14 protein-coding genes and 1 pseudogene are annotated in these 14,384 nt (G+C 61.6%); 5 read left to right on the top strand and 10 right to left on the bottom strand.

The window, feature by feature from the left end; genetic code table 11:
- Positions 1 to 121 precede the first annotated feature (121 nt).
- From HJB91_RS11390 to ccmA, 5 genes are read right to left on the bottom strand one after another with little or no spacing between them, the layout of a single operon-like run.
- The gene (locus tag HJB91_RS11390) at positions 122 to 730 is read right to left on the bottom strand and encodes a DsbE family thiol:disulfide interchange protein (RefSeq protein ID WP_221154757.1); all 609 of its coding nucleotides are present in this window, start codon (positions 728 to 730) and stop codon (positions 122 to 124) included.
- Positions 727 to 894: a heme exporter protein CcmD gene (ccmD, locus tag HJB91_RS11385; RefSeq protein ID WP_221146102.1), complete on the bottom strand. Its 168-nt coding sequence runs from the start codon at positions 892 to 894 to the stop codon at positions 727 to 729. Before ccmD ends, HJB91_RS11390 begins: the two co-directional genes overlap by 4 nt.
- A 3-nt stretch (positions 895 to 897) precedes the next feature.
- Positions 898 to 1,659, bottom strand: coding sequence for a heme ABC transporter permease (locus HJB91_RS11380; protein ID WP_221154754.1), 762 nt, complete (start codon positions 1,657 to 1,659; stop codon positions 898 to 900).
- A gap of 47 nt (positions 1,660 to 1,706) precedes the next feature.
- The gene (ccmB, locus tag HJB91_RS11375) at positions 1,707 to 2,366 is read right to left on the bottom strand and encodes a heme exporter protein CcmB (protein WP_210632999.1); all 660 of its coding nucleotides are present in this window, start codon (positions 2,364 to 2,366) and stop codon (positions 1,707 to 1,709) included.
- Positions 2,363 to 3,007, bottom strand: coding sequence for a heme ABC exporter ATP-binding protein CcmA (gene ccmA / locus HJB91_RS11370; RefSeq protein ID WP_221154753.1), 645 nt, complete (start codon positions 3,005 to 3,007; stop codon positions 2,363 to 2,365). Before ccmA ends, ccmB begins: the two co-directional genes overlap by 4 nt.
- A gap of 261 nt (positions 3,008 to 3,268) precedes the next feature.
- On the opposite strand from ccmA, the gene acnA reads away from it, so the two are divergent.
- The 3 genes from acnA (at position 3,269) to HJB91_RS11355 (ending at position 7,761) form a co-directional block, all read left to right on the top strand.
- Positions 3,269 to 5,959, top strand: a complete 2,691-nt coding sequence (gene acnA, locus HJB91_RS11365) for an aconitate hydratase AcnA (protein ID WP_221154751.1) — start codon at positions 3,269 to 3,271, stop codon at positions 5,957 to 5,959.
- A gap of 346 nt (positions 5,960 to 6,305) precedes the next feature.
- A complete protein-coding gene (locus HJB91_RS11360) occupies positions 6,306 to 7,046 on the top strand; it encodes a thioredoxin family protein (RefSeq protein ID WP_221154749.1) in 741 nt (246 codons plus the stop codon).
- 313 nt (positions 7,047 to 7,359) lie between these two features.
- Entirely contained in the window at positions 7,360 to 7,761 is a 402-nt protein-coding gene (locus HJB91_RS11355; protein ID WP_064805507.1) for a DUF2794 domain-containing protein, read from the top strand.
- Positions 7,762 to 7,767: 6 nt separating this feature from the next.
- Here the strand turns inward: HJB91_RS11355 and HJB91_RS11350 are convergent, their stop codons facing one another.
- The 4 genes from HJB91_RS11350 to HJB91_RS11335 all read right to left on the bottom strand — a co-directional run bounded on the left by HJB91_RS11350 (position 7,768) and on the right by HJB91_RS11335 (position 12,592).
- Positions 7,768 to 8,325: a GNAT family N-acetyltransferase gene (locus tag HJB91_RS11350; protein ID WP_221146096.1), complete on the bottom strand. Its 558-nt coding sequence runs from the start codon at positions 8,323 to 8,325 to the stop codon at positions 7,768 to 7,770.
- 109 nt (positions 8,326 to 8,434) lie between these two features.
- On the bottom strand, positions 8,435 to 9,163 hold the full coding sequence (locus HJB91_RS11345) for a Bax inhibitor-1/YccA family protein (RefSeq protein ID WP_210632994.1): 729 nt from the start codon (positions 9,161 to 9,163) through the stop codon (positions 8,435 to 8,437).
- Between the two features lie 181 nt (positions 9,164 to 9,344).
- Complete coding sequence (locus HJB91_RS11340; RefSeq protein WP_221154747.1) at positions 9,345 to 11,888, bottom strand: ABC transporter permease; 2,544 nt, start codon at positions 11,886 to 11,888, stop codon at positions 9,345 to 9,347.
- A complete protein-coding gene (locus HJB91_RS11335; RefSeq protein ID WP_064805499.1) occupies positions 11,885 to 12,592 on the bottom strand; it encodes an ABC transporter ATP-binding protein in 708 nt (235 codons plus the stop codon). Before HJB91_RS11335 ends, HJB91_RS11340 begins: the two co-directional genes overlap by 4 nt.
- A 72-nt stretch (positions 12,593 to 12,664) precedes the next feature.
- On the opposite strand from HJB91_RS11335, the gene HJB91_RS11330 reads away from it, so the two are divergent.
- Positions 12,665 to 13,309 (top strand): arylesterase, encoded by a 645-nt coding sequence (locus HJB91_RS11330; RefSeq protein WP_221154744.1) that lies wholly within the window; start codon positions 12,665 to 12,667, stop codon positions 13,307 to 13,309.
- Positions 13,310 to 13,377: 68 nt separating this feature from the next.
- Positions 13,378 to 13,971, top strand: a complete 594-nt coding sequence (thpR, locus tag HJB91_RS11325; RefSeq protein WP_210632991.1) for an RNA 2',3'-cyclic phosphodiesterase — start codon at positions 13,378 to 13,380, stop codon at positions 13,969 to 13,971.
- Here thpR and HJB91_RS30645 read toward each other — a convergent pair.
- Positions 13,878 to 14,377: pseudogene (locus tag HJB91_RS30645) on the bottom strand (low molecular weight protein-tyrosine-phosphatase). The gene thpR and the pseudogene HJB91_RS30645 sit on opposite strands and share 94 nt — an antisense overlap.
- Positions 14,378 to 14,384 lie beyond the last annotated feature (7 nt).

The raw sequence follows: 14,384 nt of genomic DNA, 5'->3' as shown, positions 1-14,384 counted from the left end.
CGGTGAACGGCGTGCGGCCGGTCCGTGGAGCCGGATCAATGATCATCTGGAGGCGCGGGGCTGGAGGCATCGCCCTCGGCGGGCGTAATCGACAGCTAATCGTATGTTCGTAGGGAGAAACTTACGAAGCCGGCTTGCCCAGCGCCTTTTCCATCGCCGGATACAGGCCTTCCTTCAGGCTGATGTCGTCGAAGGGGCCGACGCGCTTGTAGAGGATGGTGCCGTCGGCGCTGACGAGGTAACTTTCCGGGATGCCGTAGACGCCCCAGTCGATCGCCGCCTTGCCGTTTGGATCGATGCCGATCGCTTGATAGGGATTGCCGAGTTCGCCAAGAAAGCGCAGGGCGTTCTCATTCTTGTCCTTGTAATTGATGGCGACGATGTTCAGCCGGCCGTCTTTGGCGAGTTCCTTGAGAATAGGGTGTTCGTCGCGGCAGGGGATGCACCAGGAGGCGAAGACGTTGACAAGCGTCAGCTTGTCTTTGATCGCGGCGTCGGTCAGCGCTGGCAGGTTGGCGCCGTCGAGTGGCGGAAGGTTCAGCGACGGCGCCTTGGTGCCGATCAGGGCGGACGGGATTTCGGCGATGTTTTTGCCGTGGAAATCCTGGTCATAGAGCATCTTCGCGGCCGTCGCCGCAATGCCGCCGAACACGATCAGCGGCAGAAGCGCCAGGGCGTAGCGGCCAAGTCCTCGGGGCTTGGCAGTTTTGGTGTCGGGCGTCTCGGTCATTCGCCATCCTTTGGCCGCGCCGAGCGGCGGCGGATACCGGCGGCTTCGAGGCTCGCAAGCTCGCGGCGGCGCGCCCGGCCGTCGGCCCAGGTCCACAGGATGACGGCGAGTGTCACCAATGCGGCGATGCCATAGGATGCATAGACATAGAAGGCGTGCGTCACGGCCTATTCCTCCCGGCTGGCCATGCGGGCGGCGAGACGGCGCTGGGCGGCGACGCGGCGGCGCCAGATCTCGTTTCTCATGGCCATGAGGTGCAGGGTGAAGAAGAGCAGCGTGAAGGCGGTCGCCATGACGAAGAGCGGGCGCAGGAATTCCGGATCGATCGCCGGGCCATCGAGGCGCATCACGCTTGCCGGCTGATGCAGCGTGTTCCACCAGTCGACGGAAAACTTGATGATCGGGATGTTGACGAAGCCCACGAGGATCAGCACGGCGGAGACGCGTGCGGCCCTCGAGGGATCGTCGATGGCGCGGCTCAGCGCAATGAGGCCGAGATACATCAGAAAGAGGATGAAGACAGAGGTCAGTCTGGCATCCCAGACCCACCAGGTGCCCCACATCGGCTTGCCCCAGAGCGAGCCGGTGATGAGCGCCAGCAGCGTAAAGGCGGCGCCGAGCGGGGCTGCGGCCTTGGCGGAAACATCAGCGAGCGGGTGGCGCCACACCAGCGTGCCGATCGCCGAGAAGCTCATGATCGTATAGCACATCATCGACAGCCACGCGGCGGGCACATGGATATACATGATGCGCACCGTCTCGCCCTGCTGGTAATCGCCTTCGGTCGCGAAGCTCAGATAAAGACCGACCGCAAAACAGAGAACGGTAATGCTGGCCATCCAGGGAATGATGCGCGCGGCCAGCGCCAGAAACCGCGTCGGGTTGGCGAGATCGCTGATTTTGCTGATGGCAAGGCTGGTTTGGCTCATGAGCGCTTCCTTACCTTGATCCGGCTTTTCCCGCAATCGAAAGGCATTCAATCCGACGTGTTTCGCAGCGCCAAGGCGGCGGCGGCGGGGCCGATGACCGCAAAGAACAGCGTCAGTGCGATCAATATGAGGAAGGGCGGCAGGAATGGCGCAGGATCCTCGACCGCGGCATAGGTGGCGCTGACACCGAAGATCAGCACGGGGATCGTCAAAGGCAATACGAGGATCGAGACCAGCAGACCGCCGCGGGGCAGGGCAACGGCGACGGCAGCCCCGACGGCGCCAATGAAGGTGATCGCCGGCGATCCGACGAAGAGCGTCAGCATGGTGGCGCCGATCGCCGTCTCGTCCATGTTCATGAACAGGCCGAGCAGCGGCGAAGCGATGACCAGCGGCAGGCTGGTCGCGGTCCAGTGGGCGAAGCATTTGAGGAGCACGGTGAGCACAAGTGGCGTTTCCTGCATCAGCATCAGGTCGAGCGACCCATCGTCGCGCTCGGCCTGGAACAGCCGGTCGAGGCCGAGAAGGGCGGCAAGCAGCGCGCCGATCCAGACAATGGCGGGGCCGATGCGCGAGAGCAGCTTGAGATCGGGTCCGACGCCGAAGGGGATGACGGCGACGATGGTCAGGAAGAACAGCACGCCGATCAGCGCGCCGCCGCCGGCGCGGATGGAAAGTTTCAGGTCGCGGAGAAAGAGGGTGGTCATCCCCACACTCCCTGATCCACGCCGGCAAAGCCCGTCATCTTCAATTCCTGCACATTCTGGAGCCCCAGTGGCTGATGAGTTGCCGCCAGCACGATGCCGCCTTTTGCCAGATGCGCTTCGATCAATCCGGCAAACAGCCGGTCGGCGCTGGCGTCGAGGGCCGCGGTGGGCTCGTCGAGGATCCAGATGGGGCGGTGGGCGACGAGCAGCTTGGCGAAGGCGAAGCGGCGTTGCTGGCCGGCGGAGAGATAGCCGAAGGGAAGGTGGGTGATCCCTAAGAGGCCGACGGCTTCGGCGGCGTCATCGACAGGGAGGCCGGCGGCGCCCGGGCTGCTGAGGAAGGACTGCCAGAATTCCAAATTCTCTGCAACCGTAAGTTCATTCTTCATCGCATTTCGATGGCCGAGGTAATGGCTGGCCTCGCCCGGATGGCGGCCTTGCGGGCTCTCTTTATCGCGGAAGATGACAGTTCCCTTTTCGGGCTTAAGAAGACCGGCGGCAACGCGCAGCAAAGTGGATTTTCCCGATCCATTTTTGCCGGTCAGAACGAGGGCTTCTCCGGCCGTCAAGTGAAAGGAAATGTTTACGAAAATGAGATCCTCACCGCGCCTTGCAGCCAGATTTTCGGCGGTGAGTTGCATGCGTCTGCTCTTTCTTCGTTGCGGCTTTCGGAAGGCTCAAAAAATGTCTGGTTTTGGCAGTGCTCGGGTATGGCAAGTTTTTAGGAAATTATCTATAAGACCGGCAACCACGCCAGCGGTCGGCGTGAATTTCATCCTTGCGCCGAACTTGGAGCATCTGCTCCACGTGCGGACAGCGGAAATGGCCGTACCCGCATCCTGATGTGCATTAAGTGCATAGGCGTTCGCACGACTGTGTTGGCTATCAGAACGGGGTTTCTCGTGTCTAAATCTCTTGACAGTTTCAATTGTCGTTCCACGCTTTCCGTTGGTGGAAAGGACTATGTCTATTACAGCCTGCCCAAGGCTGAGGCAAACGGTCTGGCCGGCGTATCGAAGCTTCCCTATTCGATGAAGGTGCTGCTCGAAAATCTGCTGCGCTTCGAAGACGGCCAGTCGGTGACCAAGGAGCACATCCTCGCCGTCGCCGCGTGGCTGAACAACAAGGGCGCTGTCGAAAACGAAATCGCCTATCGCCCGGCGCGCGTGCTAATGCAGGACTTCACCGGCGTTCCCGCCGTCGTCGATCTTGCCGCGATGCGCGACGCGATGGTGTCGCTCGGCGGCGATCCCGAGAAGATCAATCCGCTTGTTCCTGTCGACCTCGTCATCGACCACTCCGTCATCGTCGACGAGTTCGGCACGCCGCAGGCTTTCGCCAAGAATGTCGAGCTGGAATATCAGCGCAACGGCGAGCGCTACCGCTTCCTGAAGTGGGGCCAGCAGGCATTCAAGAATTTCCGCGTCGTTCCTCCGGGCACCGGCATCTGTCACCAGGTCAATCTCGAATATCTCGGCCAGACCGTCTGGACCAAGGAAGAGGACGGCGAGACGATCGCCTATCCCGATACCTGCGTCGGCACCGACAGCCACACGACGATGATCAATGGTCTCGGCGTTCTCGGCTGGGGTGTGGGCGGTATCGAGGCTGAAGCCGCCATGCTCGGCCAGCCGGTTTCGATGCTCCTGCCTGAAGTCATCGGCTTCAAGCTGACCGGCAAGCTCAAGGAAGGCGTCACCGCGACCGACCTCGTTCTGACCGTCGTGCAGATGCTGCGCAAGAAGGGCGTCGTTTCCAAGTTCGTCGAATTCTTCGGCCCCGGCATGGACAACATGCCGCTCGCTGACCGCGCGACAATCGGCAACATGGGTCCGGAATACGGCGCCACCTGCGGCTTCTTCCCGGTTGACGGCGAAACCATCAACTACCTCACCATGTCCGGCCGCACGCATGACCGCATCGCCCTCGTCGAAGCCTATTCGAAGGCCCAGGGCATGTGGCGCGAAGGCGACGGTTCCGACCTCGTCTTCACCGACACGCTGGAACTCGACCTCGGCGACGTCGTGCCGTCGATGGCCGGCCCGAAGCGTCCGGAAGGCCGCATCGCGCTTGAAAACATCGCTTCCGGCTTTGCCGGCTCGATGGATGCCGACTACAAGAAGCCCGGCCAGCTTGCCAACCGCTATGCGGTCGAAGGCACCGATTTCGATCTCGGCCACGGCGACGTCGCGATTGCCGCCATCACCTCCTGCACCAACACCTCCAACCCGTCGGTGCTGATCGCGGCCGGCCTTCTCGCCCGCAACGCCGTTGCCAAGGGACTGAAGACCAAGCCGTGGGTCAAGACCTCGCTGGCTCCGGGATCGCAGGTGGTCGGTGAATATCTCGCCAAGTCAGGTCTGCAGGCCGATCTCGACAAGCTCGGCTTCAATCTCGTCGGCTTCGGCTGCACCACCTGCATCGGCAATTCCGGCCCGCTGCCGGCGCCGATCTCGAAGACGATCAACGACAAGGGTCTGATCGTTTCCGGCGTGCTCTCCGGCAACCGCAACTTCGAAGGCCGCATCTCGCCCGACGTCCAGGCGAACTATCTTGCTTCGCCACCGCTTGTCGTCGCCTACGCTCTCGCCGGCACGGTGCAGAAGGACCTGACCAAGGAGCCGATCGGCGAAGACCAGAACGGCAAGCCCGTCTACCTCAAGGATATCTGGCCGACCTCGCACGAGGTGCAGGAGTTCATCCAGAAATACGTCACCCGCGAACTCTACGAAAGCAAATATGCCGATGTCTTCAAGGGCGACATCAACTGGCAGGCGGTTCAGGTTCCGCCGGGCCAGACCTATGCCTGGGACGACAACTCGACCTATGTCCAGAACCCACCCTACTTCGTCGGCATGGGCAAGAAGGGCACCGGCGTTGCCGACATCAAGGGCGCCCGCGTCCTCGGCCTGTTCGGTGACAAGATCACCACCGACCACATCTCTCCGGCCGGCTCGATCAAGGCGGCATCGCCGGCCGGCGCCTACCTCATCGGCCATGACGTCGCGGTTGCCGACTTCAACCAGTACGGCACGCGGCGCGGCAACCATGAGGTGATGATGCGCGGCACCTTTGCCAATATCCGCATCCGCAACCATATGCTCGGCCCGAACGGCAAGGAAGGCGGCTACACCATCCACTACCCGTCGAAGGAAGAGACTTCGATCTACGACGCCGCCATGCAGTACAAGGCCGAAGGCGTTCCGCTCGTCATCTTCGCCGGTGTCGAATACGGCAACGGCTCCTCGCGCGACTGGGCTGCCAAGGGCACCAACCTGCTCGGCGTCAAGGCTGTCATCGCCCAGAGCTTCGAGCGCATCCATCGCTCGAACCTGGTCGGCATGGGCGTCATCCCCTTCGTCTTCGAAGAGGGCACGACCTGGCAGAGCCTCGGCCTCAAGGGTGATGAGCTCGTCACCATCGAGGGGCTGGACAAGATCAAGCCGCGCGAGAGGAAGATCGCCAAGATTACCTATGGCGACGGCACTGTGAAGGAAGTTCCGCTGCTGTCGCGTGTCGATACGCTCGACGAGGTGATCTACCTCAACAATGGCGGCATTCTGCAGACGGTCCTGCGTGATCTCGCTGCCTGATTTTCAGGGCATGATGCCGAAAAGTGTGAGCGGTTTTCGGACGACATCATGCTCTTCTTCTTTGATGTAGATCCGGATTCAGATTTTAGGCCGGTCGGCCTAAAATCACCCGGGTCTAGGAGAGTGGATTGATAATGGCCGCCGGAGAGCGTTTCCGGCGGCTTTTTCTTTGCTGCAAGAGTCTTTGCCGGGGGCTCACGATGATTTGTTTCAGCTGCGTTCCGGCCGAGCTAGGGTCTCACCCGTTCGTGATTTTTCGTTTGGACCCGGAAGGATTATTCGTACGTTCATATCTCAGAGCCTTCAGTTCCAAACGCCGCCGGCGCTGAAAAAGAGGTGCAGGTGAATGTCCCCCCGTTTCTTGATTCCGCTGATCGTCGGCATCGCTTTTTCAGGCTCGCTGCAGGCCGAAGACGGCAAGCCCAAAGGCGTCGTCGAGCTTTTCACGTCGCAGGGCTGCTCCTCCTGTCCTCCCGCTGATGCCGCCTTTCGCAAGCTGGTGAACCAGGGCGATGTCATCGCGCTCGCCTATCACATCGACTACTGGAATTATCTCGGCTGGGCCGACACGCTGAGCTCGAAGGAAAATACCGAGCGGCAGTACGGCTATGCCAGGACGATGGGTCGCAGCAACGTCTATACGCCGCAGGCGATCGTCAATGGCCGTGGCCATTTGGCCGGCGCCGATCTCACCGGCATCAACAGCAAGATCGACACCTACAGCAGCGAAGGCAACGGGCTGACCATCCCCGTCAGCGCGGCAATGCGCGGCGACGAGCTGGAGATCAAAATCGGCGCAGGGCAGGGAAAGGCCAATGTCGTGATGGTCTATTTCGACAAGGAAAAGACGATCGACGTCGAAAAAGGCGAAAACAGCGGCAAGAAGATCTCCTATCTGCACAGCGTCACCAATGTCGAAACCGTAGGCATGTGGGACGGCAAGGCGACCAGTCTGACGCTGCCGGCGAGCGTCCTGCAGCGGCCGCAGCTCGAGGGCTGCGCGATTCTGCTGCAGTCGGCAACGGCCGACGGCGATCCGGCAGCGATTCTCGGGGCGACCGTGGTAATGGCGGGAAAAAATATCTGATATTTCAACCGATTACGGGTGAAATGCCGGGCGGCCCGGCCGAGCGTATTCGGGGCTGGGGTTAAGGTCGATACGCTCCGCCGGGCCCTTTGGCGCGCTGGCGCCAAACCGGGATGCATAAATCCCCTGCAAATGAGGCGCTGTTTTGACTGAAATGCGGCGCTGGGGAGAAAGCACTGCTTCGTCCCCAGCGAAAGGTGTCTGGACGTGCGGCGCTGCCGTAGGCCGAATGTGAGGGGCCGCGCTCTTGCAATTTGCGGCGGCTCGGGCAAACTGTCACTCTCCTGTCACAAGCGGAGGCCTTGGAGACCTGATGACAGATCAGCCGGATTTGCGACACGGCGAAAGCCGCTCCGTCGACAATAGTTCCTCGGTCGTCGTCGATCTCAGGGAGTACAAGCAAAGCAAGGACCCGCTTCCGGTGACCTTCCACCGGCGCGAGCTGGACGCGATCCTCTGGATCTACGGCCGCATGGTCGGCGAGGGGGAATGGCGCGATTATGCCATCGACCATCTGAAGGACAGAGCAGTCTTTTCCGTCTTCAAGCGCTCCGGCGAGATGCCGCTCTTCCGGATCGAAAAGAACCCGAAGCTTGCCGCCAAGCAGGGCGCCTATTCTGTCATCAACGTCAACGGCATGATCCTGAAGCGCGGGCACGAGCTGAATCAGGTCCTCAAGGTGTTCGACAAGGCCTTGAAGCTTGTCGATAAATAATTCTCATCAGCCCGCAAACAGCGTACCGGGATAAATGGAGGGATCCGGATCGGTCCTCATGCCCTCGCCGAGGCTGCGCTGCATGAGCATCGTGTCCAGCCAGCGGCCGTGCTTGTAGCCGGTACCCTTCATCAGTCCGACCTCCACAAAACCTGCCTTCAGATGAAGCGCGATCGAGGCCGGGCTCGCGCCGCCGATGACGGCTACCATCTGACGAAAGCCAAGCCCGGTGCAGCGGTCGATCAGCTCGGCGATCAGTGCCTTGCCGATGCCGCGGCCGCGGGCTTCGGGTGCCAGGTAGATCGAATCCTCCACCATCCAGCGATAGGCAGGGCGGGTGCGGAAGGCCGACGCATAAGCGTAGCCCAGGAGTTTCCCGTCAGCATCGGTTGCGGCGATATAGGGATATTGCTGGCTGACGATCACGGAAAACCGCTGGGCCATTTCGGCCTCGGAGGGCGGCGCAATCTCGTAGCTTGCAACGCCATTGAGGACCGAGTCGCGATAGATCTCCGTAATGGCGGTGATGTCGGTTTGGGAGGCGTCGCGCAGGAGGAAGGACATCGGGCGGCAGGTCCGTCGGAAGGAGCAGGCTCCTCTAAAACCACCCCTGAGAAACCGGTGCAACAAAAAAGGCGGCCGAAGCCGCCTTTTCGATCTATCAATGCGCCTGTTATCTGCGGTTACCCATGAACTGCAGCAGGAACATGAACAGGTTGAGGAAGTCGAGGTATAGCGTCAGTGCGCCCATGATCGCCTTGCGACCGGCGACAGCGACGTCATCCGCTTCATAGTAGAGTTCCTTGATCCGCTGCGTGTCGTAGGCGGTGAGACCTGCGAAGATCAGCACGCCGATCACCGAGATCGCGAACTGCAGCGCGGATGAAGCCAGGAAGATGTTGACGAGCGAGGCGATGATCAGGCCGAAGAGACCCATGATCAGGAACGAACCCATCGCCGACAGGTCACGCTTCGCCGTATAGCCGTAAAGAGACAGCGCGCCGAAGGAGGCGGCGGTGACGAAGAAGGTCTGAACGACGCTCTGGCCTGTATAGACCAGGAAGACCGACGAGAGCGACAGCCCTACCAAGGCGGCGTAGATCCAGAAGGTGGTCTGGGCGGCGGACACGCTCATCTGATGAATGCGGAAGCTCAGGAAGAAGACGACCGCAAGGGGGGCAAGGATCACGACCCAGCGCAACGGCGACTGGAACAGAAGCGCGCCAAACTGGGTGAGCTGGCCGTCCTGGACCGCGAAGTTGAATCCGAGATATGCTGCCACGCCGGTGATCGCCAGGCCCAGCGCCATCAGATTGTAGACCTTGAGCATATATGCGCGCAGGCCTTGATCAATCATCTCGCCGGTCTGGACGCGGCTTTGATAGTTACGAAGATCAGCCATAGTTTCCTCTTACAAGCTCCGAAGGAGATACGGTGTCGGGGTTTTCGACCCGGGCGCCGCTGCGGAGCTCCAGCATGCCTGCAGACAATATGAGGCTTTCGCCCTTTGCAAACAAGGGGCTTGCAAAGGCGCGGCCGGTTAAATCGCCGTAACGTGAAGTCGTGTCGACCGTGCTATCCGTCTAAAGCTCACGCAGCACCGGTGCGGCCTTCTGCCCGAGGATGCGCCAGGTGCCGATGAGGCCGATGCCGATGGTGAGCACGAGCGCGGTGACGAGCGTCAGTCCCGCCACATCGGGCAGGAAGGCAGACGGCAGTCGCATGATGCGGGCGACGATGAACCAGGCGGCGATACCGCCGGCAAAGAGTGCGAAGATCGCGGTGGCCAGCCCGAGGATCAGATATTCGTAGCTGAAGGCGCGAATCAGCATAGCGCGCGTGGCGCCGAGCGTCTTCAGCACCACCGCGTCGTGAGTGCGCGCCCTGTTGCCGGCGGCGAGCGCCCCGGCAAGGACAAGAATCGACGCGACGAGCGCCACCGATGCGGCGGCGCGGATCGCTGTCGCAAGCTGGGTGACGAGCTGGTTGACGATATCGATCGCATCCTTGACGCGCACGCTGGTGATCGTCGGATAGGTGTGGGTGACGGATTTCAGGATGGCAGCATCTTCGGCCGGTGTTGAGGAGGGATCGGTTAGCGTCGCCAGCCAGGCATGCGGGGCGCCGCGGAACGTGTTCGGCGAGAAGACCATGACGAAATTGATCGCCAGCGATTCCCACTCGACACGGCGCAGATTGGCGATCTTTGCAGTGATGTTGCGGCCGAGCACGTTGACGGTGACGGTATCGCCGATCTTGAGGCCGAGTTCATGCGCTTCTTCCGAGGAGAAGGAGACGAGCGGCTCGCCGCTGTAATCCTTGTCCCACCAGCTGCCTTCGGCGAGCGCGGCATTTTCGGGCAGCGTGTCGGCGTAGGTGATGCCGCGATCGCCGTTCAGCACCCAGCGGCCGGCGGCCGGCACATTCATCTTGGTGACATCCTCACCATTGAAGGCGACGATCCGGCCGCGCAGCATCGGCACCTCCATCAGCTTGCCCCTTGGCGCTTGCGCCTGGACGAGATTGCGGAAGGCATCGACCTCGGCACTCTGGATATCGACGAAGAAGAAGTTGGGTGCCCCCTCGTTCATGCGGCCGGTCAGTTGCTGGCGCAGGTTGCCGTCGATCAAGGTCAGGGTCACCAGCAATGCCAGGCCGAGGCCGAGCGAGAGGACGACCGAGGGCGTCAGCGCTCCGGGGCGGTGGATGTTGCCAATCGCGAGCCTGAGCGCCGGCGAGTGAACGCGCGGGCTGCGGCGCGCGAGCCAGGCGATCAAGGCGGCGACGAGGCGCAGGACGACGAAGGCGAAGATGATTGCGCCGACGAAGACGACGGCGATAAAACGATCATAGGCGGTGAGGATGGCAAGGCTGGCAAGGGCCGCCATGAAGAGGGCGGCAAGCAGGATATAAGGCCAGGACGGCAGCCGGCGGGCTTCGAAGCCCTGCTCTCGGAAGAGCGCCGTTGCCGGCACTTCGCGGGCATGACCAAGCGGCAGAATGGCGAAGGCGAGCGTCGTCAGGATGCCGAACAGCGTCGCGAGCAGCAGGGCGCCGGGATAGAGGGTCGGCGCGGTTGAGACCGGCAGGAATTGCGCCAGGAACTGTGCCGCAAAGATCGGCGACAGGGCGCCGATGACGAGGCCGGCCAAGATGCCGCCAAGGGCGATGATGGCGATCTGAAAGAGATAGATCAGAACGACGACGGCGGCTGGAGCGCCGAGGCATTTGAAGGTGGCGATGGTGGTGCGCTTGGAATCGAGGAAAGCACGCACGGCATTGGCGACGCCGACGCCGCCGACGATCAGCGCGGTGAGGCCGACCAGCGTCAGGAATTGCGAGAAACGGGTGATATTTTCGGTGAGGGAGGGTGCTGCGCGATCACTGGTACGGATCGCCCAGCCGGCGGAGGGAAACTCCTTGGAGGCGCGGGCCTGGATGCCCGACATGGCGCCCTTATCTTCCAACCGGATCTTATAGGCGTGTTCGACCAGACTTCCGGTCTGGATCAGCCCCGACGCTTCGAGCGCCTGGCGGCTGACGAGCAGACGCGGCGCAAAACCGAAGCCTTCCGACAGCGCGTCGGGCTCGGTCTTCACCGTGCCGGTAATGCTGAGCTTGACATTGCCGAGCAGCAATTCGTCGCCGACCGCAAGGCCTAGCCGATCGAGAAGCAGCGGGGCGGCGACCGCGCCATAGGTGCCCCCTTGGCTGGAGAGCAGGGCTGCAAGCGGATAGTCCGGTTCGGCGACGAACCTGCCGTAGAGCGGATAGGCGTCGTCGACGGCCTTGACCTCGACCAGCGCCTGGTCGGAACCGTCGGGCTTGCGGGCCATCGAGCGAAGGCCGGTTGAAACCGAAATGGTTCCCAGGCCCTGAAGGAAGCTCATTTCCTGAGATGTCGCCTGGCGATTGTTGAGCTCGAAGCGGACGTCGCCCGCCAGCAGCTCCTGCCCTTGCGAGGCGATCGTGTCAGTGATCGACTGCGAAACGGAATTGACGGCGGCGATCGCACCGGTGCCGAGCGCGATGCACGCCAGGAAGATGTAGAAGCCGCGAATGCCACCGCGCAGCTCGCGGAGCGCCAGGCGAAAAGCGAGCGCGACGCGTGGCGTGACCGTGCTCATGCGATTGCCGCCTCGCTGCGGCGGGCGGCGCTGTCGCCCTCGATCCTGCCGGAACGGACGCGGATCTGGCGCGAGCAGCGGTTTGCAAGCGAGACGTCGTGGGTGACGAGAAGCAGGGTCATGCCGCGTTCGGCCTGTTTGGCGAAGAGAAGGTCGGCGATCTGTCGGCCCGTTTCGGTATCGAGATTGCCTGTGGGCTCGTCGGCGATCAGCAAGGCGGGCGAGGGAGCAAGCGCTCTGGCAATCGCCACGCGCTGCTGCTCGCCGCCGGAAAGCTGGCCGGGATAGTGGTTCAGCCGTTCGCCGAGGCCGACCGAACTCAGTTCGCGATGGGCGATTTCGAAGGCGTTGCTGATATTGGCGAGCTCCAGCGGCACCGCGACGTTTTCCAGCGCCGTCATGTTGGCGATCAGGTGGAAGGACTGGAAGACGATGCCGATGTTGCGGCCGCGGAAATCGGCGACCTCATCCTCACTCAGGGCATGGAGCGGCGTGTCGTTGATATTGATTTCGCCGCTGTCGAGCTTTTCCAGTCCGGCAAGCACCATCAGCAGGGTGGATTTGCCGGAACCGGAAGGTCCGACGATGCCAACGGATTCGCCGGCAGCGATATCGAGATCGATGCCCTTCAGAACATGGACGGAGGCGGCCGCACTGCCAAGGGTGAGATCGGCGCCCTTCAACTCGATGATGGTTTTTGCCAACAGAAATCGACCTATATTAATCTCTAACGCAATGGCCGCATCACGGCACCTCGCCAATCTAGGGAAGCCAGAATGAGATTTAAAGTTGCCGCGCTTCAATTCACCGTCATCGCGGTGTCGCTGATCTTTGCCGTTGGAGTCAATGCGCGGACGATCAATCTCGTCGGATTCGGGGACAGCCTGATGGCGGGTTATCAGCTGCCGCCCGGCGAGGGCTTTCCGGAAAAGCTGCAGGCGGCTTTGAAGGCCAAGGGGCTCGACGTTTCCATTGCCAATGCCGGGGTTTCGGGCGATACCACGACAGGTGGGCTTGCCCGGGTCGACTGGTCGGTCCCCGACGGCACCGATGGCGTTATCCTCGAGCTCGGCGCCAATGATGCGCTGCGCGGTATTCCGCCGGAAGAGAGCGAGAAAAACCTCGATCAGATGATTGCCCGGCTCAAGGCGCGCGGCATAGCGGTGCTGCTTGTCGGCATGATGGCGCCGCCGAACATGGGAGCGGATTATGCGGCGCGCTTCAATCCGATTTATCGGAAACTTTCCGACAAATATGGAGTTCCACTTTATGCCTTCTTCCTCGACGGGGTTGCGCTCGATGCGGGGCTGAAGCTCGATGACGGCATGCATCCAAACGCGAGAGGTGTCGACGTCATGGTCGAGAAAATGGAAGCTGATGTCACAAATTTCATCGATACGATTTCTTCTGTGAAGAATTAGGGGCTTGCACGGCCATTGATTGCGTGATTCCGTGTAAGCACCTGCAAAAGATTCGGGGAGTGCTCGTTATGCCGAGACTGTTTACCGCCCTCGAAATTCCGCGCAATGCGGCAATGAGCCTTTCATTGCTGCGCGGTGGCCTCCCCGGAGCACGATGGATCGATGTGGAAAATTACCACATCACGCTGCGCTTCATCGGTGATGTCGACGGCCGAACGGCCGATGAAATCGTTGAACGCCTCGACCGGATCGATCGGCCGGAATTTCAGTTCCGGCTCGAAGGCATCGGGTCCTTCGGCTCGAAGAAGCCGCATTCGGTCTGGGCGGGCGTTTCTCAGTCGCCTGAGATGTACGCCCTGCAGGCTGAGATCGAACGGATCTGCCAGCGCATCGGCCTGCCGCCGGATCCGCGCAAATTCACGCCGCACGTGACGCTGGCCCGGCTGAAATCCTCGCGGCTCGACGATGTCGTGCAATATCTGAGTGGGCGTGGCAACTTCCACACCGCGACCTTCACGGCGCCGCGTTTCGTGCTGCTTTCATCGCGCGAATCGGTCGGCGGCGGGCCCTATCTCACCGAGGAAGTGTTCCCGCTGCACGAAGTACGTTCGGGGACCAGCGTTTCGAGCAGGCTGCTGCAGCCGGTCAAGAGCTTGGTATAGAGCAGCTCGAAACCTTCCGGACCGCCATCATAGGGGTCGGCAATGTCCTCCCCGTTCCCAGCGCGATATCGCCGAACAGCTGGATGTTCGCCTCGGGAGGGGCGATCCTGTTGAGTTCCGCAACATTGTCGCGGTCCATGGCGACGATCAGATCGACACTGACGAAATCGATCGAACGGATGCGCCGGGCGCGTTGCCCTGCTATGTCGATGCCATGGTGGCGGGCAACAGCGATCGAACGGCAGTCGGGCGGTTCACCTTCATCTCAGCCGCCGGTGCCGGCGGAATCGATCGTGAAACGATCGGTCAGCCTCGCCTCGGCGGCAAGGTGGGTAAAAATTCCCTCCGCAAGCGGAGAACGGCATATATTGCCCATGCAAACGAAAAGGATGCTGATGTCTTTCATCGGTGAC

It is taken from the genome of Rhizobium sp. NLR10b (assembly GCF_019685435.1).
Classification (GTDB): Bacteria; Pseudomonadota; Alphaproteobacteria; order Rhizobiales; family Rhizobiaceae; genus Rhizobium.
Note: the sequence above shows the minus strand (reverse complement) of the source record. Positions and strands in the feature narration are given on the sequence as shown.